The sequence below is a fragment of the Streptomyces sp. NBC_00178 genome (assembly GCF_036206005.1).
Lineage (GTDB): Bacteria > Actinomycetota > Actinomycetes > Streptomycetales > Streptomycetaceae > Streptomyces.
Genome location: NZ_CP108143.1, coordinates 5,315,920 through 5,341,558, shown reverse-complemented (window position 1 = coordinate 5,341,558; position 25,639 = coordinate 5,315,920). Strand labels below are relative to the sequence as shown.

Annotated in this window: 28 protein-coding genes; 3 read left to right on the top strand and 25 right to left on the bottom strand. The window is 71.5% G+C overall.

The annotated features are described in order from the left end of the window. Positions 1-52: 52 nt before the first annotated feature. A complete protein-coding gene (locus OHT61_RS23570; protein ID WP_329040936.1) occupies positions 53-247 on the bottom strand; it encodes a hypothetical protein in 195 nt (64 codons plus the stop codon). A 150-nt stretch (positions 248-397) separates the two neighbouring features. Between OHT61_RS23570 and OHT61_RS23565 the strand changes: the two genes are divergently transcribed. Next, positions 398-739: a DUF6233 domain-containing protein gene (locus OHT61_RS23565; RefSeq protein ID WP_329040934.1), complete on the top strand. Its 342-nt coding sequence runs from the start codon at positions 398-400 to the stop codon at positions 737-739. Positions 740-965: 226 nt separating this feature from the next. On the opposite strand, the gene OHT61_RS23560 is transcribed toward OHT61_RS23565, so the two are convergent. The 5 genes from OHT61_RS23560 to rpsB all read right to left on the bottom strand — a co-directional run bounded on the left by OHT61_RS23560 (position 966) and on the right by rpsB (position 5,507). Then, positions 966-2,042 (bottom strand): phosphatidate cytidylyltransferase, encoded by a 1,077-nt coding sequence (locus OHT61_RS23560; RefSeq protein ID WP_329040933.1) that lies wholly within the window; start codon positions 2,040-2,042, stop codon positions 966-968. Continuing rightward, complete coding sequence (gene frr / locus OHT61_RS23555) at positions 2,042-2,599, bottom strand: ribosome recycling factor (RefSeq protein ID WP_031100531.1); 558 nt, start codon at positions 2,597-2,599, stop codon at positions 2,042-2,044. Before frr ends, OHT61_RS23560 begins: the two co-directional genes overlap by 1 nt. 115 nt (positions 2,600-2,714) lie before the next feature. Continuing rightward, on the bottom strand, positions 2,715-3,491 hold the full coding sequence (gene pyrH / locus OHT61_RS23550) for a UMP kinase (protein ID WP_327114023.1): 777 nt from the start codon (positions 3,489-3,491) through the stop codon (positions 2,715-2,717). Between the two features lie 157 nt (positions 3,492-3,648). Then, a complete protein-coding gene (gene tsf, locus OHT61_RS23545) occupies positions 3,649-4,485 on the bottom strand; it encodes a translation elongation factor Ts (RefSeq protein WP_327114025.1) in 837 nt (278 codons plus the stop codon). Between the two features lie 101 nt (positions 4,486-4,586). Further along, complete coding sequence (rpsB, locus tag OHT61_RS23540; RefSeq protein WP_014153797.1) at positions 4,587-5,507, bottom strand: 30S ribosomal protein S2; 921 nt, start codon at positions 5,505-5,507, stop codon at positions 4,587-4,589. 277 nt (positions 5,508-5,784) lie between these two features. Here rpsB and OHT61_RS23535 point away from each other — a divergent pair, with 277 nt between their 5' ends. After that, positions 5,785-6,495, top strand: a complete 711-nt coding sequence (locus tag OHT61_RS23535; protein ID WP_329040931.1) for a murein hydrolase activator EnvC family protein — start codon at positions 5,785-5,787, stop codon at positions 6,493-6,495. A gap of 88 nt (positions 6,496-6,583) precedes the next feature. On the opposite strand, the gene OHT61_RS23530 is transcribed toward OHT61_RS23535, so the two are convergent. From OHT61_RS23530 to OHT61_RS23450, 17 genes are all read right to left on the bottom strand, one after another. Beyond that, positions 6,584-7,141 carry a TetR/AcrR family transcriptional regulator gene (locus OHT61_RS23530; RefSeq protein WP_329043376.1) on the bottom strand — a complete coding sequence of 186 codons (558 nt, stop codon included), beginning with the start codon at positions 7,139-7,141 and terminating at the stop codon, positions 6,584-6,586. Positions 7,142-7,237: 96 nt separating this feature from the next. Next, positions 7,238-8,074, bottom strand: coding sequence for an RNA polymerase sigma factor WhiG (gene whiG, locus OHT61_RS23525; RefSeq protein ID WP_329040930.1), 837 nt, complete (start codon positions 8,072-8,074; stop codon positions 7,238-7,240). Between the two features lie 885 nt (positions 8,075-8,959). After that, positions 8,960-10,147, bottom strand: coding sequence for a DNA-processing protein DprA (gene dprA / locus OHT61_RS23520; protein ID WP_329040929.1), 1,188 nt, complete (start codon positions 10,145-10,147; stop codon positions 8,960-8,962). After that, positions 10,144-11,766, bottom strand: a complete 1,623-nt coding sequence (locus OHT61_RS23515) for a YifB family Mg chelatase-like AAA ATPase (protein ID WP_329040927.1) — start codon at positions 11,764-11,766, stop codon at positions 10,144-10,146. Before OHT61_RS23515 ends, dprA begins: the two co-directional genes overlap by 4 nt. Beyond that, positions 11,766-12,125, bottom strand: a complete 360-nt coding sequence (locus OHT61_RS23510; RefSeq protein WP_329040925.1) for a YraN family protein — start codon at positions 12,123-12,125, stop codon at positions 11,766-11,768. Before OHT61_RS23510 ends, OHT61_RS23515 begins: the two co-directional genes overlap by 1 nt. A 131-nt stretch (positions 12,126-12,256) precedes the next feature. Beyond that, a complete protein-coding gene (locus tag OHT61_RS23505) occupies positions 12,257-12,565 on the bottom strand; it encodes a DUF2469 domain-containing protein (protein WP_003965949.1) in 309 nt (102 codons plus the stop codon). Positions 12,566-12,628: 63 nt separating this feature from the next. After that, entirely contained in the window at positions 12,629-13,117 is a 489-nt protein-coding gene (locus tag OHT61_RS23500; protein ID WP_329040923.1) for an NUDIX hydrolase, read from the bottom strand. Next, positions 13,107-13,883, bottom strand: a complete 777-nt coding sequence (lepB, locus tag OHT61_RS23495; protein ID WP_329040922.1) for a signal peptidase I — start codon at positions 13,881-13,883, stop codon at positions 13,107-13,109. The genes OHT61_RS23500 and lepB (OHT61_RS23495) overlap by 11 nt, the downstream gene beginning before the upstream one ends. A 50-nt stretch (positions 13,884-13,933) precedes the next feature. Continuing rightward, the gene (lepB, locus tag OHT61_RS23490) at positions 13,934-14,815 is read right to left on the bottom strand and encodes a signal peptidase I (protein ID WP_329043375.1); all 882 of its coding nucleotides are present in this window, start codon (positions 14,813-14,815) and stop codon (positions 13,934-13,936) included. Continuing rightward, positions 14,766-15,791 (bottom strand): signal peptidase I, encoded by a 1,026-nt coding sequence (gene lepB, locus OHT61_RS23485; protein ID WP_329040921.1) that lies wholly within the window; start codon positions 15,789-15,791, stop codon positions 14,766-14,768. Before lepB (OHT61_RS23485) ends, lepB (OHT61_RS23490) begins: the two co-directional genes overlap by 50 nt. After that, positions 15,784-16,557 carry a signal peptidase I gene (gene lepB / locus OHT61_RS23480; RefSeq protein WP_329040920.1) on the bottom strand — a complete coding sequence of 258 codons (774 nt, stop codon included), beginning with the start codon at positions 16,555-16,557 and terminating at the stop codon, positions 15,784-15,786. Before lepB (OHT61_RS23480) ends, lepB (OHT61_RS23485) begins: the two co-directional genes overlap by 8 nt. A gap of 45 nt (positions 16,558-16,602) precedes the next feature. Beyond that, the gene (gene rplS / locus OHT61_RS23475) at positions 16,603-16,953 is read right to left on the bottom strand and encodes a 50S ribosomal protein L19 (RefSeq protein WP_031100562.1); all 351 of its coding nucleotides are present in this window, start codon (positions 16,951-16,953) and stop codon (positions 16,603-16,605) included. Between the two features lie 124 nt (positions 16,954-17,077). Beyond that, the gene (gene trmD, locus OHT61_RS23470) at positions 17,078-17,899 is read right to left on the bottom strand and encodes a tRNA (guanosine(37)-N1)-methyltransferase TrmD (RefSeq protein ID WP_329040918.1); all 822 of its coding nucleotides are present in this window, start codon (positions 17,897-17,899) and stop codon (positions 17,078-17,080) included. Further along, positions 17,899-18,507: a ribosome maturation factor RimM gene (gene rimM / locus OHT61_RS23465; protein ID WP_329040916.1), complete on the bottom strand. Its 609-nt coding sequence runs from the start codon at positions 18,505-18,507 to the stop codon at positions 17,899-17,901. Before rimM ends, trmD begins: the two co-directional genes overlap by 1 nt. 105 nt (positions 18,508-18,612) lie before the next feature. After that, positions 18,613-18,852, bottom strand: a complete 240-nt coding sequence (locus OHT61_RS23460) for an RNA-binding protein (protein WP_014153811.1) — start codon at positions 18,850-18,852, stop codon at positions 18,613-18,615. A 2-nt stretch (positions 18,853-18,854) separates the two neighbouring features. Continuing rightward, a complete protein-coding gene (gene rpsP / locus OHT61_RS23455) occupies positions 18,855-19,295 on the bottom strand; it encodes a 30S ribosomal protein S16 (protein WP_277331709.1) in 441 nt (146 codons plus the stop codon). Between the two features lie 155 nt (positions 19,296-19,450). Then, positions 19,451-20,044: a hypothetical protein gene (locus OHT61_RS23450; RefSeq protein ID WP_329040913.1), complete on the bottom strand. Its 594-nt coding sequence runs from the start codon at positions 20,042-20,044 to the stop codon at positions 19,451-19,453. A gap of 519 nt (positions 20,045-20,563) precedes the next feature. Here OHT61_RS23450 and OHT61_RS23445 point away from each other — a divergent pair. Further along, positions 20,564-21,424: a class I SAM-dependent methyltransferase gene (locus OHT61_RS23445; RefSeq protein ID WP_329040912.1), complete on the top strand. Its 861-nt coding sequence runs from the start codon at positions 20,564-20,566 to the stop codon at positions 21,422-21,424. A 61-nt stretch (positions 21,425-21,485) separates the two neighbouring features. Here OHT61_RS23445 and ffh read toward each other — a convergent pair whose 3' ends face one another. Beyond that, the gene (ffh, locus tag OHT61_RS23440; protein WP_329040911.1) at positions 21,486-23,033 is read right to left on the bottom strand and encodes a signal recognition particle protein; all 1,548 of its coding nucleotides are present in this window, start codon (positions 23,031-23,033) and stop codon (positions 21,486-21,488) included. Positions 23,034-23,154: 121 nt separating this feature from the next. Further along, a complete protein-coding gene (locus OHT61_RS23435) occupies positions 23,155-25,608 on the bottom strand; it encodes a [protein-PII] uridylyltransferase (protein ID WP_329040910.1) in 2,454 nt (817 codons plus the stop codon). Positions 25,609-25,639: the final 31 nt, after the last annotated feature.

The following is a 25,639-nucleotide window of genomic DNA, read 5'->3' as shown; positions in this document are numbered from 1 at the left end:
GCGAGGCCAGTCCGTGGGCCTGCTCCCATTCCCCGGCCGTGTAGTGCCATATCTAGCGCCCGCCGGGGAGTTCCGGCCGGCCATGCGATATCTCCACCGTCCGCTTGCCCTTCCGGTCGGGGCCGGTCACGCGCAGGTACATGTGGCGTATGTGGAAGCGGCAGACGTCACCACCGAAGATCTCCAGTACACGACCGTCGAACGAGTACAGCTTCCGGCCGATCGTGGTCGTGATCTCGTCACCCATGGCGGAACCCTACGCACGGTGATCAGTCGGTGCCAGCCCCTCCCGCACGTCAATTGGTTCCAGTTGGTCGGAACAGGGTCGAAGTCCGGCGGCACCGGACAGCGGGGAGGGAGTGCGCGTGGCAGAACACCAGCACCTAGAATCGAATATGTGTCCGATAACCTTTCCCGTCTGGATCGCCTCCGCATCGTGCGCGAGTGGCAGGCCTATCAGCTCGGCCGGACCGATCGGACCATCGCCGAGCTGGAGGAGCGGGAGGCCTCGGCCGTCCGGGCGGCCCGCGCAAAGCCACCGCCGGTGGCCGGCTGGAAGCTGTCCGTGCTGCGCGCGGGTGGCGGGAACCAGGCGGACTCCGTACACACCGGCGACTGCGGCATGGGCGGAAAGCGGACCGAGGCGATGACCCGGGAGCAGGCTCTGCGCGCACTCACCCAGGACGGGGTCACGGCCTGCCCGTACTGCCGACCGGACAGGGAGCTCGGGGTGCTGTGAACCCGCCTCCGGACGGGGCGCCGGCCCACGCGGCACGGACGGCACCGGCAGACGCTCGCCTCCCCGGCCGCGGTCCGGGCCCCGTGCGAGGTGTTCGTACTCGTACGGCCCGCGGGAACGGATGGAGGTTTCCCAGGCGCCGTTGACCGACGCACGGAAAACGGGGCCCGCCGTCCATGGACGGCGGGCCCCGTCAGCCCTGGCGTGGAACGGTTGCTGCGCCGTGTCAGCCGGATCCGACGAACAGCACCAGCAGCAGCCACACGACCGGAGCGCTCGGCAGCAGCGAGTCGAGCCGGTCCATGATGCCGCCGTGGCCGGGCAGCAGCGTGCCCATGTCCTTGATCCCCAGGTCCCGCTTGATCATGGACTCGCCGAGATCCCCCAGCGTCGCGCTGGCGGCGACGGCGAGGCCCATCAGGAGCCCCTGCCACCAGGTCCCGTCGTCGATCAGGAACTGCAGGCACAGCGCGCCGGCGACCATCGCGAAGGCCACCGCGCCGAACAGGCCCTCACGCGTCTTGCCGGGGCTGATGCGCGGCGCGAGCTTGTGCGTACCGAAGCGCCAGCCGACGGCGTACGCACCGGTGTCGCTGACCACGGTGAGCAGGAGGAAGGTGAGCACGCGCCACGGACCGTCGTCCGCGGTCAGCATCATCGCGACGAACGTGGCGAGGAACGGCACGTAGAAGACGGCGAACACACCGGCCGTGACGTCCTTGAGGTAGCCCTCGGGCGGCTCCGTCATCCTCCACACGAGCACCGCGAGCGCCGTGAGCGCCATGGCGACCCAGGCGCCTTCGGACCCCCTGACGTAGCCGGCCACGACCATCGCGGCCCCGCCGACGGCCAGCGGAACGAGCGGCGCGTTGATCCCCTTGCGTTCCTTGAGGCGGGAGGTGAGCTCCCACAGCCCGACCACCACCGCCAGTGCGATCACGCCGACGAAGACGGCCTTCACGATGAACAGCGAGCCGACGACGAGGGCACCGAGGCCGACGCCGACCCCTATGGCGGCACGCAGGTCACGCCCCGCACGCTTCTTCTGCGGCTGTGGGGGCAGCGTGGTGGACATGGGCTCCTGCGGGCTCTCGTCGCGGAACAGGGGGCCGCTGACGCGCGCGGCGTCCCTGTTCCGGTCGTCAGCGTCTCTACCTTCGTCGGGAACGTCCGGCACGATGGGCATGGGCCGAGTCTGCTGGGCGGCGTGCACATCGTTCGCGGGACCCGCCGGGGCCGCCCCCATCTCGGGCGTGCCCCAGTAGCCGGCTCCCTGCTGGGCGCCCCAGGAGGAGTCGTTCATCAGACTTCGAGCAGCTCGGCTTCCTTGTGCTTGAGCAGCTCGTCCACCTGCGCGACGTACTTCGCGGTGGTGTCGTCGAGCTCCTTCTCGGCGCGGCGGACCTCGTCCTCGCCGGACTCCTTGTCCTTGACGAGCTTGTCCAGCGACTCCTTGGCCTTGCGGCGGATGGAGCGGATCGAGATCTTGGAGTCCTCGGCCTTGGTCTTGGCGACCTTGATGTACTCCTTGCGGCGGTCCTGCGTGAGCTCGGGGAACGTCACGCGGATGATGTTGCCGTCGTTGCTCGGGTTGACGCCGAGGTCGGAGTCACGGATCGCCTGCTCGATGTTGCGCAGCGCCGTCTTGTCGAACGGGGTCACCACGGCCATCCGCGGCTCGGGCACCGAGAACGAGGCGAGCTGGTTGATCGGGGTCAGAGCGCCGTAGTAGTCGGCGACGATCTTGTTGAACATCGCCGGGTGCGCGCGGCCGGTACGGATCGCCGCGAAGTCCTCTTTCGCGACCACGACGGCCTTCTCCATCTTCTCCTCGGCCTCGAGGAGGATTTCTTCGATCACCACGTGCTCCTGCGTGTCTTGAGCGGACCCGGCATCGTCGGGCCCTGCGGATCCTGCGTCGCGTCCTCACCTGCACGGTGTCCGACCGGCAGGCCGTTGTCCATCTTCGGGGCCGTCAGGCCCGGGTGCTCCGGTCGCTCACCAGCGTGCCGATCTTCTCACCCTTGACCGCGCGGGCGATATTGCCCTCCGCGGTCAACTCGAAGACGAGGATCGGAAGCTGGTTGTCACGGCACAGCGTGATCGCGGTGGCGTCGGCGACCTTGAGGTCGCGGGCGATGACCTCGCCGTACTCCAGGGCGTCGAACTTCACCGCGTCGGGGTTGGCCTTCGGGTCGGAGTCGTAGACCCCGTCCACGCCGTTCTTCCCCATCAGCAGCGCCTCGGCGTCGATCTCCAGGGCGCGCTGGGCCGCGGTCGTGTCGGTGGAGAAGTACGGCATGCCCATGCCGGCGCCGAAGATCACGACGCGCCCCTTCTCCAGGTGCCGCACGGCACGGAGCGGGATGTACGGCTCCGCGACCTGGCCCATGGTGATGGCGGTCTGGACGCGCGAGTCGATGCCCTCCTTCTCCAGGAAGTCCTGCAGCGCCAGGCAGTTCATGACGGTGCCGAGCATGCCCATGTAGTCGGACCGTGCCCGGTCCATGCCACGCTGCTGGAGCTCTGCGCCACGGAAGAAGTTGCCGCCGCCGATGACGACCGCGATCTCCGCACCGTCACGCACGACCGCGGCGATCTCGCGGGCGATGGTGTGCACGACGTCGGGGTCGACGCCGAGGCCTCCGCCACCCGCGAAGGCCTCGCCGGAGAGCTTCAGCATGAAGCGCCCGGAAATCGTGCCGTCGTCGCGCTTGTGGTCACCCTGTGTGGCGTCCGCGCCCTTGTTCATGGAGATTCTCCTCGTGCACATACGAAGAAGGCCATTGCCGGTGGGTCTCTCGTCCCTCAGCGGCAATGGCCTCCTCGTCAGATCTGCGGTCGTACGGCTGAGTGCGGCCGACGACTGCACCAGACCCTATCGGGTCCACCGTTGTTCGCGGACGGACTCAGATGCCGACCTTGATGCGCGTGAAGCGCTTCAGGGTCACACCGGCCTCGTCCAGGACCTTCTGGACGGACTTCTTGTTGTCCAGCGCGTAGGGCTGGCCGAGGAGGGTGGCCTCCTTGAAGAAGCCGTTGACGCGACCCTCGACGATCTTCGGGAGCGCGGCCTCGGGCTTGCCCTCGGCGCGCGTGGTCTCCTCGGCGACGCGGCGCTCGGCCTCGACGATCTCGGCGGGGACGTCCTCGCGGGAGAGGTACTTCGGCGCGAAGGCGGCGATGTGCTGGGCGAGGCCCTTGGCCAGATCGGCGTCGGCCTTGTCCAGCTCGACCATGACACCGATCTGCGGCGGCAGGTCGGGCATCGTGCGGTGCATGTACACGGAGATGAACGCACCGTCGAACTGCGCGAAGCGGTCCAAAACGATCTTCTCGCCGAGGTTCGCGTTCGCCTCGTCCACGTACGCCTGGACGGTCTTGCCGGACTCGATCTCCGAGGCGAGGAGCGCCTCGATGTCGGCCGGGGAGGTCGCGGCGACGTGGGCGGCGAGCGTGTTGGCGACGGCCTGGAACTTGTCACCCTTGGCGACGAAGTCCGTCTCGCACTTCAGCTCGAGCAGGACGCCGGACGTCTTGTCCTCGGAGACGAGGGAGACGACGGCACCGTTCTCGGCAGAACGGCCCTCGCGCTTGGCGACGCCCTTCTGGCCCTTGATGCGGAGCGCCTCGACGGCGCCGTCGACGTTGCCGTCGGCCTCGTCGAGCGCCTTCTTGCAGTCCATCATGCCGGCGCCGGTGAGCTCGCGGAGCTTCTTGACGTCAGCGGCGGTGTAGTTCGCCATGAGTCTGTTTCTCTCTCGAAGTCTGAAAGATCTACGGGTGAACGGCGGGGGCGGTGCCAGTGCACCTGCCCCCGCCGTCATTCAGCCGTGACTGACGGGTGTCAGGCCTGCTCGGCGTCCGCGGCCGGAGCCTCGGCGGCGGCCTCGTCCTGCTCGGCAGCGGCGGCGGCCGGCTCGGCGTCGGCGGCCTTCTCGGTCTCGGCGGAGGACTGGACCTCGTCCGTGCCCTCGGCGTCGGCCTTCTTGTCGCCCGCGAGCAGGTCGCGCTCCCACTCGGCGAGGGGCTCGCCGGCGGCCTTCTCGCCCGGCTTCGAGTCACCGGTCGCGGCACCGGAACGGGCGATGAGGCCCTCGGCCACGGCGTCGGCGATCACGCGGGTGAGCAGGGTGACGGAGCGGATCGCGTCGTCGTTGCCCGGAATCTTGTAGTCGACCTCGTCGGGGTCGCAGTTGGTGTCGAGGATCGCGACGACCGGGATGTGGAGCTTGCGCGCCTCACCGACGGCGATGTGCTCCTTCTTGGTGTCGACGATCCAGACGGCGCTGGGCACCTTCTGCATCTCGCGGATACCACCGAGGGTCTTCTCCAGCTTGGCCTTCTCACGGGAGAGGACCAGGAGCTCCTTCTTGGTGAGGCCGGAGGCGGCCACGTCCTCGAAGTCGATGAGCTCGAGCTCCTTCAGACGCTGAAGGCGCTTGTAGACGGTGGAGAAGTTGGTGAGCATGCCACCGAGCCAACGCTGGTTGACGTACGGCATGCCGACGCGCGTCGCCTGCTCGGCGATGGCCTCCTGGGCCTGCTTCTTCGTACCCACGAACATGATGGAGCCGCCGTGGGCGACGGTCTCCTTGACGAACTCGTAGGCGCGGTCGATGTACGACAGCGACTGGAGCAGGTCGATGATGTAGATGCCGTTGCGCTCGGTGAAGATGAAGCGCTTCATCTTCGGGTTCCAGCGACGGGTCTGGTGACCGAAGTGGACGCCGCTTTCCAGCAGCTCCCGCATCGTGACGACGGCCATGGCCGTACTCCTTGAGGTACTCGGTTGTCGCGACCGCAGGATTGCTGTCGCGCCTGACGCCCCGACGCGCCGTGCCACGAAGGACCGAGAGGCGCGGCCACCGTCCGCAGAGAGGGAGGTGGAGGGGCGTGCGAAGTCGACCCGGTGACCCGGATCGCCAGAAGAAGTGTACGGGACCCGTCGAGTGCCGGGTGACGGCGATGTCCACAAGGGCTCGGCCGTCCACAGGCGAGGTCCATGATCCCCGCGGAACGGGCCGCCGGGAGATGGTTCGGTCATGCGCCGCACACCTGTGATGAACGTAGTCCGGCCCCCGTCCGACCGCCCTTCGGGGACCCGCCCTCGGACCGCGTTCCTCGCGGTCCTGCTCGTCCTGTCGGCGGCAGGACTGCTCGCCGTCCTGCCGGGAGTCTCCGCCGGCTGGAGACCGGCGTCGGCAGCTGCGGTGACGCCGGTGTCCGCCTCGGAGGGGTCGCCGGGAGCGGGCAGGGACCGGGCCTGGCCGCTGGCCGGGCGGCCCGTGGTCGTGCGGGGGTGGGAGCGGCCCGCCGGCCCGTACGCGCCGGGACACCGCGGTGTCGACCTCGGGGCCCCGCCGGGCACCCCGGTGCGGGCCGCCGCTCCGGGCCGGGTCGTCTTCGCGGGTCCGGTGGCGGGGCGCGGAGTGGTCTCGGTCGCGGTGGCCGGCAGCGGGGAGCCGCCGCTCCGCTTCACCTACGAGCCGGTGCGGGCCGAGGTCTCCGCGGGCGACGAGGTGTCCGCCGGGCAGCTGGTCGGCGTCGTCGGGCCGGCACCCTCGCACTGCACCGGAGGATGTCTCCACTGGGGCCTCAGACGCGGCGACGTCTACCTGGATCCGTTGACGCTGCTGCCGCCCTCGCTGCTGCGGCGGGGGCCGTCCCGGCTGCTGCCGGTGCTGGGCGTACCGCTGCCCGATGCCGCGCCCGGCCCTGAACCCGTCCGGACACCGGGCCGGCCCCGGACGTAGGCGCCGCCCGGTACGTCGGCCGGCCCCGGTGGTGAGGGCCGTCCTGCACGTCGGCCGGCCCCGGACGTGAGGGCCGCCCGTACGGAGGTCAGCCCCGGACGCCGCGCAGGACCATGGACACGGCGGTGTCCGCGACGACGCCCGGTTCCTCCGCCGCACCCAGCTCGATCCGGCGGACGGCCGCGTCCACGGAGCCCTGGAGCAGCATGGCCGCCAGTCTCGGCTCGGTGTGGCCGAGGTCGGCGAGCGCCTCGACGATCATGGCGATCAGGCCGCCGTGCGCCGCGCGGATCTTCTCCCTGGCACCCGCGTCCAGTTCGCTCGCGGAGATGGCCACGACCGCGCGGTGCCTGCGGTCCCCGACCAGGTCGAGCTGCCGGCGCACATAGGCCTCGATCTTCGCCTCGGGCGTACCGGCGCGTTCCATGGCGTTCTCGACCTCGGCGGCCCAGACGGGGAAATCGACGGCGCAGAGCTCCTCGACGACGGCCGCGCGGGAGCGGAAGTACTCGTAGACGGAGGACCTGGCGAGGCCGGTGCGCTCGGCGAGGGCGGGGAAGGTCAACGCCTCCGTACCGCCCTCGGACAGCAGGGAGCGAGCGGCGTCCAGGAGGGCGCCGCGCTGCATGGTCCGGTGCTCGGCCACGGAGGCCGCTCGAATCCTGGGCACCCGTCCACTCTACGGCGGCACCCGGCGGAAGGGAGCGGGCGTACGCGGCCGGGTGGCCGGGGTCCGCCTCCGTCAGCGCCCGGCGTCGGCCAGCTTCGCGCGGAGCTGCAGCACGGACTTGGTGTGGATCTGGCTGACCCTGCTTTCGGTGACCCCGAGGACGTTGCCGATCTCGGCAAGGGTCAGGCCCTCGTAGTAGTAGAGGGTCACCACGGTCTTCTCCCGGTCGGGGAGCGTGTTGATCGCGCGGGCGAGCAGCCGTCTGAGCTCACGGTCCTCGGCGACCTCGACCGGGTTGTCGGCGGCGGTGTCCTCAAGTGTGTCCATGAGGCTCAGCCGGCCGCCGCCCTCTCCGCCGACGTGGAGCAGTTCCTCCAGGGCGACCACGTTGGCGAGCGACAACTGACTGAAAACCGCGTGCAGTTCCTCCAGGGCGACGCCCATCTCCGCCGCGACCTCGGCCTCCGAGGGGGTGCGCCGCAACTGCGCCTCCAGGGTGGCGTAGGCGCGCTCCACGTTGCGCGCCTTCTGCCGGACGGACCGGGGAATCCAGTCCAGCGCGCGCAGTTCGTCGATCATCGCGCCGCGGATCCTGGTGATCGCGTACGTCTCGAACTTGATCGCGCGCTCGATGTCGAACTTCTCGATGGCGTCGATCAGCCCGAAGACGCCCGAGGAGACGAAGTCCGCCTGCTCCACGTTGGACGGCAGCCCGACGCTGACCCGCCCGGCCACGTATTTCACCAGGGGCGAGTAGTGCAGGATCAGCTGCTCGCGCAGCCGCTCGTCACCGGTGGTCTTGTACGAACGCCACAACTCGTCGAGCGAGGAAGGAGCGGCGGGGCGCACCGTGCCACGCGCAGCCGGTGGGACTGCCGCGCGGTCAGACCCGGAGGTGTGCTGGGGCATGTGGTGCCTTGAGCCGTTCTGCTGTGGGCGTGCTGGGACGTGTCTCTGGGGCGGATTCCTTGTGAGCGTAGCGTGACTGAGGTGTTGCGGTGCGCTCAGGACAAGGGAACCGTGCGGTGCGATTGCGTTTCATTTCCCCCACCCCCCGGACGCCGCCGGGGGCGGGGGACGCCGCCGCGCGCACCGGCCCCCGAAGGCCTGACCGGGTGCTGCTGAGGTCATCGGCAACACCTTTTCACCCGAATGCTCCGGGTCAAGTACCGCCTCGCCGCACGTCCCCATTGCGTGTGGGTACCGGTGTCAACCACCGTCGGTCGCCCTCGCGTTCGACGAACCCCAGTCAGTGCGTTTCGCACAACAGGCCGAGGGCCGTGCTCCGTTGCCGTTGATGTGGGCGTCGGCCGTGCTGCCGAGGCCCGGCCCGCACGCGGAACGGCCCGCCGGGCGGGGGCTCACCACGGGGCGCACCCCGCCGGGCCGCCACAGCCACCCGGCCGCGCGGGTCATGCGCGCCCACGCCCCGATCTCACCGTCACGGGTGAACCGGCCGCCGGGGACGGGAACGCGATGTCCGCGCGTGGCACCGGATCGGGCGGGACACCGTGGCGCGATGTCCACGCGCACCACCGGTGGGAGCCGCCCGGACCCGGTGCGCGACGCACCGTTGTGCGCCGGTCCGCCCCCGAGGCAGCGGCGAGGACCGCGGGCGCGGGCGCCATCCCAGGGGGCACCTCGATGCCGTACCCGCCCCACCCGCCGCCGCCGAGAACCCGGCAGCGCGCCGTGGGGCTCGCCGGTACGCCCCAAGGCGTCCGCCCCGCGCACGCACGCCGGACGACCGGCCCGCGGACAAGGCGGCGGGACGACGACGCGGCGGGGCAGCGGCTACGGGAGCCCGTCGTCCGCCGCCGCCGGAGGCTGCGCCGCCAACCTCCATCCCGCGCCTTCTCGTTCGGCGAACCCCATGGAATGCAGCTCGTACAGCCGCCCGCTCGCCTCGTCGGCTCCCACCCCGGCCCCGCGTGCCACATCGGGCACCGTCATGGCCCCGCTCCGGGGAAGCGCGTCGAGGACGCGTGCCGTGACCGCGTCCAGCCGGTCCCTCGGCAGGACCGGGCCGCGTCGGACCGGAGCCAGGTCGCCGATGCTGCCCACGAGTTCGGCCACCTCCGCGGCGTCGGTGACCAGGGTGCCCTCGCCTCGGAGGAGTTCATGGACTCCGGACGACAATCCGCTGGTGGCGGGGCCGGGGACACCCATCGCATGGCGGCCGAGACGCTGCGCGTTGCGGGCCGTGACCAGGGAGCCGCTGCGGTATTCGGCCTCCACCACCACCGTCCCGCGTGTCAGCGCCGCGATGACGCGGTTCCGCATCACGAACCTGCTGCGGGTCGGATGCGACGAGGGCGCCAACTCCCCGATGATCAGACCTTGTTCCGCGATGCGTCCGATGAGCTCGGTGTGCCCCCTGGGGTAGGCGACGTCCACTCCGCAGGCCAGCACCGCCACCGTCGCCCCTCCGGCGGCGAGCGCACCCCGGTGGGCCGCGGCGTCCACCCCGAAGGCCGCACCGGACACCACCACCCAGCCGCGCTCCGCGAGCCCCGCTCCGAGGGACGCCGCCATGTGGGCGCCGTACGGGGTGCAGGCCCGGGCTCCGACGACCGCGACCGAGCGCAGGGCCCACAGGCGCAGGTCGGGGGCGCCCCTGACCCACAGCCCGATGGGCCGCGCGTCGCCCAGGTCGTCGAGCTGGGTCGGCCACTCACGGTCTCCGGGGCAGACGAACCGGCCGCCGATCGCCGTCACGTCCGCCAGATCCCGCCGGGGGTCGACATCCGATGCCCTCAGACGGCAGCCGGCGAGCCGCGTGGTGCTCGCCCCTTCGAGCAGTCGTCCCGGCCCGTCACCGCCGGTCAGGCGCCGCATCAGCTCGACGGGACCCATCTCCCGGAGCCAGCGCCCACCGCGCTCGTCCCCGGGCTCGAACACGCGGGTGAGCGCGGCGCGGGCCAGGCGCTCCCGGTGAGCGTCCGACCGCGGGTCTCGGCTCTGGACCGCGGGCCCGCTCACGAGGCACCCGCCCGCATCGGAACGCCGCGCTGAACGCCCGTCCGGAGTTCCAGGGCGACGGCGACGTCCGTGGCGTCCGGCCGGTCCGCGGCTCTGAGGTCGGCCACCGTCCAGGCCACCCGCAGGACCCTGTCCAGCCCGCGGGCGGTGAGGGCGCCGCGCTCCATGTCACGCTCGGCGGCCGCCAGCGCGCCGGGGGCCGCGACCAGCCGGGTGCGCAGCTCGTGGCCGGGCACCTCGCTGTTGGTCGTCCACGGCGTGCCGGCGAGCCGTTCGGCGGCCCTGACCCTGGCCTGGAGCACCCGGGCGGCCACCTCGGCCGAGGACTCGCCCCGGCCCCCGCCGCCCATCAGATCGGCTCTGCTCACCGGTTCGACCTCGACCCGCAGATCGACCCGGTCGAGCAGCGGACCGGACAGCCGCGCCTGGTAGCGGCGGACCGCGGAGGGCGGGCACTCACAGCCCGACCCGGCCAGGGTGTGCCTGCCGCACGGGCAGGGGTTCGCCGCGAGGACCATCAGGAAGCGCGCGGGCAGCCGCACGACCCCGGCCGCCCGCGCGACCACGACGTGCCCGGACTCGAGCGGCTGGCGCAGCGCGTCCAGCGCCCTGCCCGAGAACTCCGGAGCCTCGTCCAGGAACAGCACGCCCCGGTGTGCCAGGGAGACCGCTCCGGGCCTGGGCAGGCCGTTGCCCCCTCCGACGAGCGACTGCATCGTCGCCGAGTGGTGGGGAGCGCAGTACGGCGCCCTCCCGATCAGCGGCTCCCCCGGCGGGAGGATGCCCGCGACCGAGTGGACCGCCGTCACCTCCAGGGACTCCCGCCGGGTCAGCGGCGGCAGGATCGCCGTGAGCCGCTCGGCCAGCATGGTCTTCCCCGCGCCGGGCGGCCCGGAGAGCAGCAGGTGGTGGCCGCCCGCCGCCGCCACCTCCAGGGCCGTGCGCGCCCGCGCCTGGCCCGCGACGTCGGCCAGGTCCGGCCGGTGCCCCGCGCCGTCGGCCGGGAGCGGTACGAGCCCCGAGCCGAGACCCGCGCCCGGGACCATCAGCCCTGCGAGCATCGCGTCGGGACGGCCGAGGTCCCCCACGGCCTCGTCGGGCACCGGTTCGTCACCCAGGACGGCGATGAGCTGGCGCAGGCTCCGCACGCCGAGGACCGAGATGCCCGGCACCAGGGCGGCCTCTCCTGCCGTCTGCTCCGGGACCACGACCTGGCGGTACCCGGCCTCCGCCGCCGCGAGTACCGCGGGCAGCACGCCGCGCACGGGCCGCACCCGCCCGTCGAGGCCGAGCTCTCCGATCATCACCACGTCGGCGATGGCCGCCGGGTCGATCCGCTCCGCCGCTCCGAGGACCGCGCACGCGACGGCGAGATCGAAGCCCGAACCGCTTTTGGGCACGGAGGCGGGCGAGAGCCCCACCGTGAGCTTCTTCTGCGGCCACTCCGCCCCGCTGTTGACGATCGCGGCCCTGACCCGGTCCCTGCTCTCCACCAGACTCTTGTCCGGTAGTCCGACCAGCGTGAAGGCCGCCACACCCGGTTCCAGGTCGGCCTGGACCTCCACCACCACACCCTCGACGCCGACCAGCGCCACCGAGCACGCCCGCGCGAACCCCATCAGGCCACGCCCCGCACGTGCTGGACGACCGGAGCGCCCCGCCTCGGCACGAGGACGCCGACCAGGTCGATCCGGGCCCCGCCGGGTGGCGGCCCGCCGTGCCGATCGAGCCAGATCTCCGCGAGTCTGCGGAGCCGGTCGGCCTTGGCCGGTGTGACGGCCTCCATCGGATGCTCGAAGGAGCCCGCCCTGCGGGTCTTCACCTCACAGACGACCACCGCGTCGCCGTCCAGGGCGACGATGTCGAGCTCTCCGGCCCGGCACCGCCAGTTGCGCTCCACCACAGCCATTCCGGCGTCCGCCAGCAGCCGCGCCGCCAGGTCCTCGCCGTACCGCCCGAGTGCCCCCCGTGCGTTCATTCGGCACCACCTCCGGTGCCGACGATGGCGCCTCGGACGCAATCCATTGGATCTTGGTGGACAACTCCCTCGATGTGGAAATCCCGGCCACTCGTACGAGTGAGCCGGGATACCGGGGAGCGTCGTCGGCATCAGCCGCCGGGAAGTTCGAGGTCGCTCTTGTTCAGCTCCTCGATGTTCACGTCCTTGAATGTCAGGACGCGGACCTGCTTGACGAACCGAGCGGGCCTGTACATGTCCCAGACCCACGCGTCCGCCATGGAAACCTCGAAGAATACCTCGCCCTGGACCGAGTGCACCTGCATCTCGTAGTCGTTGGTGAGGTAGAAGCGCCGTTCGGTCTCGATCACATATTTGAACAGACCGACGACGTCGCGGTACTCCCGGTAGAGCTTCAGCTCCATCTCGGTCTCGTACTTCTCGAGGTCCTCGGCGCTCATGGCATGTTCCCCTTCAGCCGTGCGTCCCCCTATTGTGCGTCAGCCCCGCGCACCCCTGGCCGATTAGACGATTTCGGGTGCGAGGACCAGCGGAACACTCGGGGGACCCTCGTCGAGCAGCGTGCGCAGCAGCCCGGCGAGCCTGGTCGGGTACACCGTCTCACGCGTGGCCAGAAGTTCGGCGGAAGTCCACCACCTCAGACCGGCCACGCTGCGCAGCTCCAGCTCCGTGTGCCCCTTCCGGTCCGTCGAGGTCTGCGACGTACGGGCCAGGAAGTACCACTCGTCCTGGTCCCAGCGACGCCCGTCGAACGGGAAGGAGCAGACCCGCGTCCACAACAGCGGACCGAGCACGACGTCCGTGATCCCGGACTCCTCCGCGAGCTCCCGGAGAGCCGCCTGCTCGCGGGTCTCGTCGCCCTCCAGCCCGCCGCCCGGGGTGAACCACCAGGTGTCGGCCGGGTCGTCGGGCTCGAAACCGTGCAGCAGGAGGATCCGGTCGTCCGGGTCCAGGAGGATCACCCTGGCGACCCTGCGCGCCTCAGCGGGCACTGGCGGACGCCTTCTGCCTCTTCGGGCCGCGGGCGGACCGGGCCGCGAGAGGGCCGTAGGCCGCTCCGCCCAGGATGAGGACCACGCCCACCACCAGGGCGCCGGCCTGCAGGGGCAGGGGCCCGCTGGACGACACCCCTCCCGGCAGGGCCGCGAAGGCCGACGGCCGGCCGATCATGCCGCCCAGGGGCCACGCCACCGCGTCCACCCGCGCCTGGACGGCACTGCGCGGTACGGAGCCGTGCCCGGGGTCCTCCAGGTGGACACGGGAGTCCATGGAGGTGCTGCGCTCGTCCCCGAGGAGGAAGAGCTGCCCCTCCGGGACGTCGGCCGTGAACTTCTGGGCGGAGGCGGGGGCCTTGCCGTCCGCGCCGGCGAAGGACGAGGCGCCGGCCGCCCGCAGATACGGTTCGTCGATCGGCTTGCCGTTGACGGTGAGGCGGCCGTCGTCGCCGCAGCACGCGATCGTGTCCCCGCCCACGCCGACGACGCGCTTGACCATCGGCACGTCGCCCCAGGCCGAGTCCGTGAAGACGACCACGTCACCGCGCCGTACGTCCGTGCCGTCCACCCGCTCGGCGAGCACCCGGTCACCGGCGTTCACCGTCGGGGTCATCGAGTCGGTCGGCACCGTGTACGGCGCGTACACCACCGCTCCCCAGGCGAATCCGCCGAGGAAGAGCACACAGCCGACGGCCACGGCCAGGTTCGACACCACAGTGCCGAGCCGGCCGCGGCCGTCATCCGTACGTCCTGTTCCACTCATCCCAGCGCTCCCCCATCGGAGATCGACAATCGCTGATCCGAGTCGGCACCCTACCCGGCGGTACGCCCGCGGGTCAGCCTGCGGCGACGCCAGAACACGAGGGGCAGCGCGCCGGCTACACCGAGTGCTCCCGGCACGGCGGCGGAGGCCGCCGCGTTCAGCCCGGGCTGGTCGAACGTCTTCGGCACGGGCAGGGTCGCCCAGCGGTCGATCGGCCAGGCGATCACGATGGCCCGGCCGACGACCTCGCTGTTGGGAACCGTGCCGCCGCCGGGAAGCTCCTGGTGGTAGCGGGAGTCCCACGAGTTCTGCCGGTGGTCGCCCATCACCCAGATCCGGCCCTCGGGCACGTGGACCGGCCCGAACGGCTCGTCGTCGCACGCGCTGTTGCCCTTGAAGATGAACGACTTGTCGTCGAGCGCCTTGCCGTTGACCGTGACCGGCCCGTTCTTCTTGCACTCCACCGTGTCACCGCCGACCGCGATGACCCGCTTGATCAGGTCCTTCTCCTCGGCCGACGGCATCAGACCGATGAAGCTCAGGAACTTCTGCACCGCGTTGGGCTCAGGCGTCGCGGTGTCCTCCAGCCAGCCGCCCGGGTCGTGGAAGACGACGACCTCGCCGCGCTCCGGCTCCGCGCCGAACCACGGGGTCAGCTTGTCGACCAGCACCCGGTCACCCCGCTGGAGGGTGTTCTGCATCGAGTCCGAGGGGATCGAGAACGCCTGCACCAGGAAGGTCTTGATCAGCAGGGCGAGAATCAGCGCGATACCGATGAGGAGCGGCAGTTCCTTCCAGAAGGAACGCGGCTTCTTCACCGCCCGGCTGCTACCGCCCGCGGCATCGTCGTCACTGTCCGCACCCACCGGAACCCCTTCGTCATCAGGCCGGTCCTCGGGTTCGTCGTGTCCGGATCGTGCGCCGACCGCCAAATCCCCCACATCCACTCCTCACTCCGTGCCACCGCCCGCGCCCGATCCGGCGCAGGCCCACCACTCCCATAACGAGCGGGAGTTCCGCAGGGGTCGGGAGCAGGACCATTCCGTTGCGATCCTGGGAGGACACACTATTCGACGGGCTCGGCCCCGCGGCCGTCCCGGCGCGCCCGTCGGGGACCGACGCGTACGTCCGGGGCTCCTCCAGCCTGCGCCAGTGACCGAAGGGCCAGGCGATGACGACGGCCCTGCCCACGACCTCGTCCTGTGAGACCGTGCCGTTTCCGGGCTTGTCGAGGTGGAAGCGCGAGTCCGCGGAGTTGGACCGGTGGTCGCCCATCACGAAGATCCGGCCCTGAGGAACCTTTACCTCGAATTTGAGAGTGGAGGGCACGTCACCGGGGTTCAGGTAGGGCTCGTCGAGTGCCACGCCGTTGACCGTGATCCGGCCGTCGGTGCCGCAGCACTTCACCGTGTCGCCCCCGACGGCCACCACGCGCTTGATCAGATCCTGCTCGTCCTCGGAGGGGAGCAGCCCGATGAACGTCAGCAGTTCCTTCACCTGCTTGACGCCCGCGGGCGGTTCCTCGGTGGCCGGGGCCTCCTGCTGCAGCCAGCCGCCGGGGTCCTTGAAGACGACGACGTCGCCGCGCTCGGGTTCGGAGCCGAACCACGGGGTCAGCTTGTCGACCAGCACCCGGTCACCGATCCGGATCGTCTGCTCCATCGATCCGGAGGGGATCACGAAGGCCTGGACGAGGAAGGTCTTCAGCACCAGTGCGATCAGCAGGGCCACCACGACGAGGAGCGGGATCTCCTTGATCGCGGACCTGCGTCTGCGGCGTTTCACCTTGCGGGCGAGTCTGCGCCGCTCGGCCCGGGTGGGCAGGGAGCGTGGCGTCGTCGGCCGCGATCCGGTGGGCAGGGGCGGGTTCTCGTCCGTCCCGGCGCGACCGCGCCCCCGGTTACCCATGGTCCGGGTCCGTCGGCCGTATGCCCGCGAAGGCGGCGGTGCCCTCCAGCGATCCGATTCTGCCGAGCGGCCAGCCGAGCCAGTCGACCCGCCCGATCACTCGGTCGACGGGCACCATCCCGCCGCCCGGCTCCCCGAGGTGGTCGCGTGAGTCGCGGGAGCGGCTGCGGTGGTCGCCCATCACCCACAGGGTGCCGCCGGGCACCACGATGTCGAAGGCGACCTCGGACGGTCTGTCCCCGGGGTGGATGTAGCTCTCGCTCACCGCGGTGCCGTTCACCTCGAGCCTCCCCCGTCCGTCGCAGCAGACCACCCGGTCGCCCCCCACGCCCACCACCCGCTTCACGAAGTCCGTCCCGGCGGGCTCGGCCAGTCCCAGGGACGCGGCCGCCCCGCGCAGCAGTTCACCCACGGGGTCACCGCCGGTGTCCTCCTCGCGCACGAAGGAACCGGTCCCGTCGAAGACCACCACGTCGCCGCGCCGGGGTTCGGAGCCGAAACGGTACGCCAGTTTGTTGACGAGTACCCGGTCCCCGATTCTCAATGTCGGCTCCATCGAGCCGCTGGGGATGAGGAAGGGCTGGAGCACGAACGCGCTGAACAGCAGCAGGGCGGCGGTGCAGACCATCCCCAGGAAGGCCGTGCGCCCCCAGGACACCGGCCCGGGCGGCCGGCCCCGGACATGCGCGGAGCGCGATCCCTCCTCCGGCCCGTCTGCGGGGCCTGAGGAACGATCGCGCTCCGTGTGCTGTGCTTCCGTGTCCATCGGGGCCGGATTCTATCCGGCCGCGCTGTGGACGCCGGAGCTGAATCAGCGGTCGCGCTTCTCCTTGATCTTCGCGGCCTTGCCGCGGAGCTCACGGAGGAAGTACAGCTTGGCGCGACGGACGTCACCGCGGGTGACGAGCTCGATCTTCTCGAAGATCGGGCTGTGCACCGGGAAGGTGCGCTCGACGCCGACGCTGAAGGAGACCTTGCGGACCGTGAAGGTCTCGCTGACGCCCGAGCCCTGGCGGCGGATGACGACGCCCTTGAACTGCTGGATACGGGAGCGGTTGCCCTCGATCACGCGCACGTGGACGTTGACGGTGTCACCCGGACGGAACGCCGGGAGGTCGGTGCGGAGCGAGGCGGCGTTGACGCCATCGAGCAGGGAAGTCATGTTGTCTGCTTTCTTCGCCGATGCCACAGGTCATCGACGGGAGAGAGTGAAGTCGGAATGCTGATCGCGTCGGGCGGGCGTCTGTCCCCCTGTGGCAGGGGCGCACGCCGGACGTACAGCTCGCCTATTCTTCCACGGCCTGCGGCCTGCGCCAAAATCGGCCGCCGGGCTCCGGGGACCAGCCGAGGATGGAGAGGATCTCGCGGTCCTTCTTGTCGAAGCCGGTCGCCTCGCAACGCTCGATGAGGTCCGGCCGGTTGAGCGCGGTGCGGCGGAACGCCTCGTCCCGCCGCCAGCGGGCGATGCGCCCGTGGTGTCCGCTCAGCAGCACGTCCGGGATGCCGCGGCCACGCCACTCGGGGGGCTTCGTGTAGACCGGGCCTTCGAGGAGGTCGGCCATGGCGCCGGGCGCGAAGGAGTCGTCCCGGTGCGACTCGGCGTTGCCGAGCACTCCGGGGAGCAGCCGGGCCACCGCCTCCGTGATCACCAGGACGGCCGCTTCCCCGCCGGCGAGTACGTAGTCCCCGATGGAGACCTCGACGACGGGCATCCGGGTCGCGTACTCGTCCGTCACCCGGCGGTCGATGCCCTCGTAACGGGCCGGGGCGAAGATCAGCCACGGCCGCTCCGACAGTTCCACGGCGAGCTCCTGGGTGAACGGCCGCCCGCTGGGTGTGGGCACCACGAGCACCGGGGAGTGCGCCCCGGCCTCGTATCCGTCGGCCAGCGCGTCGTCCAGGGCCTCACCCCAGGGGCCGGTCTTCATGACCATGCCGGGGCCGCCGCCGTACGGGGTGTCGTCCACGGTGTTGTGCCGGTCGTGGGTCCACTCACGCAGGTCGTGGACGTGCACGTCGAGGCTGCCCCGGGCGCGCGCCTTGCCGACCAGGGAGACGTTCAGGGGTTCGAGGTACTCGGGGAAGATCGTGACGACGTCGAGCCGCATCAGGCGCCGTCCTTCTTCCCGTCGTCCGCGGCGTCGTCGTCGTCCGCGGCCTCGTCGTCGGCGCCGTCCTCGTCACGCGCGGACGCGACGACCGCCTCGCTCTCGTCGATCAGACCGGGCGGCGGCGTGATGACGGCGCGCTGCTCCTCCAGGTCGATCTCGGTGACGATCTCCTCGACGAAGGGGATCATCACCTCGCTGCCGTCGGGGCGTTCCACGATGAAGAGGTCCTGCGAGGGCAGGTGCGTGATCTCCGTGATCCGGCCGATCTCGGTGCCGTCGGCCAGGACGACGTCGAGGTCCATCAGCTGGTGGTCGTAGAACTCCTCGGGGTCCTCGGGGAGTTCCGCGGGGTCCACCTCGGCGATCAGCAGGGTGTTGCGCAGCGCCTCGGCGGCCGTGCGGTCGCGCACGCCCTCGAACCGCAGCAGCAGCCTCCCGCTGTGCACCCGGCCGGTCTCGATGGCCAGCGGCCCCACGTGGGCGGGCTCGGTGGCCAGCACGGCGCCGGGCCCGAGCCGGAGCTCGGGCTCGTCGGTGCGCACCTCGACGGTGACCTCGCCCTTGATGCCATGGGCGCGGCCGATCCGCGCAACTACCAACTGCACGCTGTTTCTCCCGGTGTTCTCTTGCTGAGGAGGCGGTGATTTACGGACGACAAAGGCCGGGGACGGCTCGAAAGCCCTCCCCGGCCCCTGCCGGTGTTCAACTCTTCAGCGAACCTGGTCCACGTCGACGAGGTCGACCCGGATTCCACGTCCACCGATGGCACCCACGACGGTACGCAGGGCGCGCGCGGTGCGGCCGTTGCGGCCGATCACCTTGCCGAGGTCGTCGGGGTGAACCCGGACCTCCAGCACGCGTCCACGGCGCAGATCGCGCGAGGCGACCTGCACATCGTCGGGGTTGTCGACGATGCCCTTCACGAGGTGCTCAAGAGCCTCCTCGAGCATGCTCAGGCCTCGGTCGACTCGGTGGACGCGGCAGCGTCGGCCGCCTCGTCCGCCTTCTTGTCCGACTTCTTGGCCTTCTGGGTGATGGCCTCACCCTTGGCCTCGTCGCCGTCCGTGGTCAGAGCCTCGAACAGGGCGCGCTTGTCAGCCTTGGGCTCCGGCTGCAGGAGCGGCGCGGGGGCCGGGAGACCCTTGTGGGCCTGCCAGTCACCGGTGAGCTTCAGGATCGCGAGGACGGGCTCGGTCGGCTGGGCGCCGACGGACAGCCAGTACTGCGCGCGCTCCGCGTTGACCTCGATGCGGGAAGGGTTCTGCACCGGGTGGTACAGGCCGATCTCCTCGATGGCCCGGCCGTCACGGCGGGTACGGGAGTCGGCGACGACGATGCGGTAGTGAGGCGAACGGATCTTGCCCAGACGCTTCAGCTTGATCTTGACTGCCACGGAAGTGGTCTCTCCTGGTCTGTGACGTGGTTGGGCACAAAAGATGCCACGTGGGGTTGCGGTACTCGGGTGCCCGATGGACGCGTCAGCCGGAGGAGAGAGGGGTCCTGTGCGACTGTCGAGTACAGCTGACCATTGTGCCACACCGCATGGGGTCACCCCACCGCGACCGCCGCTTCCGGGATGCGGAAGGGCTTGCCGCATCCGCCGCACATGATCGGCGCCTGGGCGAGGACGGACGGGACGACGCGGACGTTGCGACCGCAGTCGCAGACCGCCTTGACCCGCACCCCTCCCCCGGACGAGCCGTGCCGGGCCGCGGGACCGCGGAAGGAACGCTTGGTGTCCGCGGCGGTGGCCACGGTGTGCGCCTTGAGCGCACGCTGCAGCCGCTCCGTCGTGGGGCGGTATCTGCGTTTGGCCTCGGGATTCAGCGTCACCAACGAGAATCCGCTGCTGGGGTGGGGCTCCTCGGCGTGGTCGAGGCCCAGCTCCTCGGCGATCGCGAGGAAGCGTCGGTTGTGGTAGCGGCCCGCTCGTGAGGTGTCCCGGACACCCCGCGCGGCGGCGATGCCGTGGACTGCCTCGTGGAGCAGCCGTTCGAAGGAGAGCTCGGCGCCACAGGCGGACGACGACTCTCCGATCAGGGACTCTGGCGCGGCAAGATCGGGCAGCTCGGGGTGGTACCGCTGAATGTCGGCCCACGCCTGTGCCAGCTCTGCGGCAAGTACAGGTGGTGTCGTGCTCACGTCGTGACAACGAGCCTGAGTGCTCCGGTGTTCCTATTCCGGGGCATCCCAAATAATTTGCACGTACCAGTCAGTTGCCCTTGATGCGCCGCGACGAGGGCGGGTGCGCAGATCAGCGGAGAAGTCGCACAGCTCGCACCAAGGCGGGACGTAGTACCGCGTACGCACCGGCGCGGACGCGGCACCCTCAGGGGACATTACCCGGCACGGAGGGGGCGGCACACCGCCGGCGGCGCGGGCGCGGAGCGCTCGACGTGCTGCGCCCGGTGTGTCGGGTAAGACTGTGTGGAAGCGACCGGCCGGCGCATCGCACCCCGGCGTCCGCGCGCACCGCGTGACGCCGGGGGCGCACGACCGGAGCACGCGGGCAATGTGATCCCACCCCGTCCGACCCCTGGACGGGACCGCCGATGCGGAGTTCCCTGACATACGGGGGCTGTGGGCACACATACACAGCACACAGACATGGGGGACCTCACTCGGGCACGACCGACCTCACGGCGGATTGGGGCGCATTCCATGACACCAACGCTCGTCCGGCACCACAGGTACGCGGACCCGTCCGATCCGGTGGACGCCGGTACCCGCGCCCGTGACTGGGCCGAGATCCAGGAGCGCATGCTCGCGCCCCTCTACGAGGCGGTGTACGCGCGCCTGGAGGTGGGTTCCGGCACGCGGATGCTCTCCCTCGACTGCGGCTCCGGGCTCGCGCTGCTGATCGCGGCGTCACGCGGGGCGCGCGTCACCGGCGTCGACGGCGACCGCGAGCGGCTCGCCCTGGCCCGGGAACGCCTCCTGGCCGGCACGGGGCAGGAATCCGGCGGCGGTGCCCCGAGGGCCAGGCTCGTGGACAGCGTGGCGGCGGCCGCCGAGGACCTCCCGGCGCCGTACAACCTGCTGACCGCCTTCCAGCCGATCGGCTGCGCGGACGGTGACTCCGAGGGGCTGGCGCCCGCGCTGGCGTCGGCGGTGCCGCTGGCCGCGCGCGGGACCACGGTGGTGCTGGCCGGCTGGGGCCCGCCGGAGCGGTGCGCGACGGCTCCGGTCCTGAGGGTCGCGGCCCGGCTCACCGAGTCCGCGCGCGCGCCGCGTCCGCAGGCCGGCTGGCGGCCGGCGTCGCGGGACGATCTGGAGGACGTGGCGGCCCGGGCGGGACTGAAGCCGGACGGCTCGGGGCGGGTGTCCTGCCCGTTCGGCTACGCGGACGTGGACAGCGCCGTGCGCGGCCTGCTGTCGACCGGCCTGTTCGACGCCGCCGTACGCGCGACGGACCGTGCCCAGGTCGAGAAGGAGGTCGCGGAGGCCCTGCACCCGCACCTGCGGGCCGACGGCACCGTGTGGATGCCGAACGTCTTCCGCTACCTGGTGTGCGTGACCTGACGGGAACGCGAAGGGGCGCCCCGCCGGGCGGGGCGCCCCTCCTCCGTGTGCGACGGGCCGGTCAGCCCATGAACTTCTTGAACTCGTCGGGGAGTTCGAAGTTCTTCTGCTCCTGGGCGGGCAGGTTGAACGCCCCGCCCTGCGCCGCCTGCTCCCGGCGGGCCGCCTCGGCCTGCTCCTCGGCCTTGCGCTTCATCGGGTTGCCGCTCTTGCGCTTGCCCTTGGCCTGCTTGACCTGCTTCTTCTGACGGCCGGGACCGCCACCCATGCCCGGCATGCCGGGCATCCCGGGCATGCCGCCGCCCTGGGCCATCTTCGACATCATCTTGCGGGCCTCGAAGAAGCGCTCCACGAGGTTCTTCACCGCGGAGACCTCGACACCGGAACCCTTGGCGATACGCGCCCGGCGCGAGCCGTTGATGAGCGTGGGCTCGGCGCGCTCCTTCGGGGTCATCGACTTGATGATCGCGGCCGTGCGGTCCACGTCGCGCTCGTCGATGTTGTTGATCTGGTCCTTGATCTGCCCCATTCCGGGCAGCATGCCGAGCAGCTTGGAGATGGAGCCCATCTTCCTGACCTGCTCCATCTGCGCCAGGAAGTCGTCGAGCGTGAAGTCCTTGCCCTTGCTCGACGCCAGCTTGGAGGCCATTTTGGCGGCCTCTTCCTGGCTGAAGGTCTTCTCCGCCTGCTCGATCAGGGTGAGCAGGTCACCCATGTCGAGGATGCGGGACGCCATGCGGTCGGGGTGGAAGGCGTCGAAGTCCTCGAGCTTCTCACCGTTCGACGCGAACATGATCTGCTTGCCCGTGACGTGGGCGATCGACAGGGCGGCGCCACCGCGGGCGTCGCCGTCGAGCTTGGAGAGCACCACGCCGTCGAAGCCGACGCCGTCCCGGAACGCCTCGGCCGTGTTGACCGCGTCCTGGCCGATCATCGCGTCGACGACGAAGAGGATCTCGTCGGGGCTGACGGCGTCACGGATGTCGGCGGCCTGCCGCATCAGTTCCTCGTCGATGCCGAGGCGGCCGGCGGTGTCGACGATGACGATGTCGTGGACCTTGGCCTTGGCGAACTCGATGGAGTCCTTGGCGACCTTGACCGGGTCGCCCACGCCGTTGCCCGGCTCCGGCGCGTACACCGCGACACCCGCGCGGTCGGCGACGACGCTCAGCTGGTTGACCGCGTTGGGGCGCTGGAGGTCGCACGCGACGAGCAGCGGGGAGTGGCCCTGGGACTTGAGCCAGAGACCCAGCTTTCCGGCGAGGGTGGTCTTGCCCGCACCCTGCAGACCCGCGAGCATGATCACGGTGGGCGGGTTCTTCGCGAACCTCAGCCGACGGGTCTCGCCGCCGAGGATGCCGACGAGCTCCTCGTTGACGATCTTGACGACCTGCTGGGCGGGGTTCAGCGACTGGGAGACCTCGGCGCCGCGCGCCCGCTCCTTGATGTTGGCGATGAACGCGCGCACCACGGGGAGGGCGACATCGGCCTCGAGCAGGGCGATACGGATCTCGCGAGCCGTGGCGTCGATGTCAGCCTCGGACAAGCGGCCCTTGCCCCTGAGGTTCTTGAAAGTCGCGCTAAGGCGGTCGGAGAGAGTATCGAACACGGCGCTCGTCGGTCCTCAGGGTCGGGGGCGGGGCAGGTCGGTCGCCCTCAAGGGTATCCGGACCCCGGAGAAGGCGAAGCCCTCGCCCGCTTCTCGTGACGTACGGGCCCGGAGCGGGCGGTCAGCCCAGCTCCTTCTCGACCTCGCCGGCCACTTCGGCGGCCCGCTCCGGGCGCAGCGGCGCGCCTTCGGTGTCCGTGACGTAGAAGGCGTCCACCGCGTTCGCCCCGAGGGTGGAGACGTGGGCGCTGCGCACCCGCACCGCGCTCCGCTCCAGCGCCCGGCCGATCCGGTGCAGCAGCCCCGGGGCGTCCTGGGCACGGACCTCGATGACCGTGGCCAGCCGCGATCCGGCCGCGGCGACGGTGACCCGGGGCGGCGGGGCCTTCACGCCGCGCCGCCGGGGATAGGCGGCCTCGCGTTCGGCGAGCCTGGCCCGGATGTCGAGGGAGCCGTCCAGGGCCCGTACGAGGTCGGCGCGGAGCCTGGCGGCCTGCGGGAGCGACCCGTACTCGGCGGCGACGCGCCAGCTGAGCACCAGCAGGTCGGCCGTGTCCCCCAGTTCGGTGGGGAGCTCGACGGCCCGCAGGTCGGCGGCGCGGACGGTGAGTCGGTGCAGCGCGAGCACCCCGGCGGCCGCGGGCAGCACTCCGGGGCGGTCGGGCAGGGCGATGAGCAGTTCGACCCCGACGGGCTCGGGTTCACCGTCCTGGGAGGGCGCTTCCGGCCGGGTGTGCAGGGACAGCACGGGTTCGCCGGTGCGCAGGGCCTCGACGGCCAGGCGCTCCTGCTCGGCGCTGGGAGCGAGCGGTTCCGGCACGGGCGGCTCCTCCCCGGCGAGAAGCGCGGCGACGCGCCCGACGAGGTCGGCGACGAGCGAGGCGCGCCAGGTGCTCCAGGCGGCGGGGCCGGTGGCCAGTGCGTCGGCCTCGGTCAGCGCGTGCAGGAGTTCCAGGGTGGAGGCACTGCCGACGGCGGTGGCGACGGAGCGCACGGTCGCCGGGTCGTCCAGGTCGCGGCGGGTGGCCGTGTCGATGAGCAGCAGGTGATGGCGTACGAGTGCGGCCACGACGCCGGTGTCCTGCTTGTCGAAGCCGATGCGGGCGGCCATGTCGCGGGCGATGACCTCGCCCGCCACGGAGTGGTCCCCCGGCCAGCCCTTGCCGATGTCGTGCAGCAGGGCCGCGACGAGGAGCAGGTCGGGGCGGCCGACCCGGCGGGTGAGGTGGGACGCCCGGACGGCCGTCTCGACGAGGTGGCGGTCGACGGTCCAGGTGTGGACGGGGTTGCGCTGCGGCCGGCAGTGGACCCGCTCCCAGTCGGGCAGCAGCCGGGTGATGATGCCCTCCGATTCGAGGGCCTCCCAGACCCCGACGGTCGCCTCGCCGGCGCCGAGCAGGGTGACGAGTTCCTCGCGGGCCCGGGACGGCCACGGCACGGGCAGCGGCTGGGCGGCGGTGCCCAGGTGGCGCACGAGGTGGCGGGAGAGCGGCAGTCCGGCCTCGGCGGCGGCCGCCGCCGCGCGGAGGGTGAGCACGGGGTCGCGCTCCGGGCGGGCGGTGCGGGCGAGGACGACCTCGCCGTCCGCCTCCACGACCCCGTCGGCGAGCGGCGTGCGCTCGGGGGCGGCCTTGGCGCCACCGCCGAGGAGGCTCCGCAGCCGGGGGCGCGCCGAGCGGGAGCGCAGGACGCGGTTGACCTCGCGCCAGGTGACGTCGGTGGCGTACGAGACGGTCCGCGCGGCCTCGTACACCTGGCGCAGCAGGGCGTCGGCGTCGAGGAGGCCGAGGGCCCCGGCGACCTGGTCCTGTTCCTGCAGGGCGAGGCGGTCGGTGGCCCGTCCGGTCGTGAGGTGGAGCGCGTCGCGGGCGTCGAGCAGGGTGCGCCGGGCCTCGGCGAGCCCCTCGCGGGGGGCGTCGGCGACCCAGGACGCCGCGACGGCGCGCAGGGCGGTCGCGTCGCGGAGGCCTCCGCGGGCCTCCTTGAGATCGGGTTCGAGGAGGAACTGCAGCTCGCCCATGCGTTCGGCGCGCTCGCGGCAGAGTTCGTCGAGGGCCGGCAGGCGCTTGGGGGCCTGGTTCCGCCAGTCGGCGAGGATCGCGGTCCGCAGTCCCGCGACGAGGCCGATGTCACCGGCGACGGGGCGCGCGTCGAGCAGCCCGAGCTGGACCTTGAGGTCGTCCGTCGCGGTGCCGCGCGCCTCGCCGGGGGTGCGTACGGAGTGGTCGAGGGCGAGGCCGAGGTCCCAGACGGGGTACCAGATCCCGTCGGCGAGGGCGGCGACCGCCGAGGCGTCGGCGGTGCCGTCGTGCAGGAGCAGGAGGTCGAGGTCGCTGCGGGGGGAGAGTTCGCCGCGGCCGTATCCGCCGACGGCGACGAGGGCCGCGCCCCGGATGCCTGCCCGCCGGGCGGCCGTGGTGAAGAGCCCGGTCAGCCAGTCGTCGGTGAGCCGGGCGAGGGCCGCACGGCGCGGCGGCCCGGACCGCGCCTGCTCCTGGAGGAGGCGCAGCCGGGCCGCCGCGTAGCCGCTGGGTCCCGAGTCCTCGGATTCGGTGGTCACTTCGGTGCTCGTCACCCGGCTGCCTTTCCGTTCACGGGAACCGTCG

Coding starts and splice junctions, on each gene's coding strand:
- OHT61_RS23570 (WP_329040936.1), bottom strand. CDS start 247: ATGGGTGACGAGATCACGACCACGATCGGCCGGAAGCTGTACTCGTTC.
- OHT61_RS23560 (WP_329040933.1), bottom strand. CDS start 2,042: ATGAACGACTCCTCCTGGGGCGCCCAGCAGGGAGCCGGCTACTGGGGC.
- pyrH (WP_327114023.1), bottom strand. CDS start 3,491: ATGAACAAGGGCGCGGACGCCACACAGGGTGACCACAAGCGCGACGAC.
- tsf (WP_327114025.1), bottom strand. CDS start 4,485: ATGGCGAACTACACCGCCGCTGACGTCAAGAAGCTCCGCGAGCTCACC.
- rpsB (WP_014153797.1), bottom strand. CDS start 5,507: ATGGCCGTCGTCACGATGCGGGAGCTGCTGGAAAGCGGCGTCCACTTC.
- OHT61_RS23535 (WP_329040931.1), top strand. CDS start 5,785: ATGCGCCGCACACCTGTGATGAACGTAGTCCGGCCCCCGTCCGACCGC.
- whiG (WP_329040930.1), bottom strand. CDS start 8,074: ATGCCCCAGCACACCTCCGGGTCTGACCGCGCGGCAGTCCCACCGGCT.
- OHT61_RS23515 (WP_329040927.1), bottom strand. CDS start 11,766: ATGGGGTTCGCGCGGGCGTGCTCGGTGGCGCTGGTCGGCGTCGAGGGT.
- OHT61_RS23510 (WP_329040925.1), bottom strand. CDS start 12,125: ATGAACGCACGGGGGGCACTCGGGCGGTACGGCGAGGACCTGGCGGCG.
- OHT61_RS23505 (WP_003965949.1), bottom strand. CDS start 12,565: ATGAGCGCCGAGGACCTCGAGAAGTACGAGACCGAGATGGAGCTGAAG.
- lepB (WP_329040922.1), bottom strand. CDS start 13,883: ATGAGTGGAACAGGACGTACGGATGACGGCCGCGGCCGGCTCGGCACT.
- lepB (WP_329040921.1), bottom strand. CDS start 15,791: ATGGGTAACCGGGGGCGCGGTCGCGCCGGGACGGACGAGAACCCGCCC.
- lepB (WP_329040920.1), bottom strand. CDS start 16,557: ATGGACACGGAAGCACAGCACACGGAGCGCGATCGTTCCTCAGGCCCC.
- rplS (WP_031100562.1), bottom strand. CDS start 16,953: ATGACTTCCCTGCTCGATGGCGTCAACGCCGCCTCGCTCCGCACCGAC.
- trmD (WP_329040918.1), bottom strand. CDS start 17,899: ATGCGGCTCGACGTCGTCACGATCTTCCCCGAGTACCTCGAACCCCTG.
- OHT61_RS23460 (WP_014153811.1), bottom strand. CDS start 18,852: ATGCTCGAGGAGGCTCTTGAGCACCTCGTGAAGGGCATCGTCGACAAC.
- OHT61_RS23445 (WP_329040912.1), top strand. CDS start 20,564: ATGACACCAACGCTCGTCCGGCACCACAGGTACGCGGACCCGTCCGAT.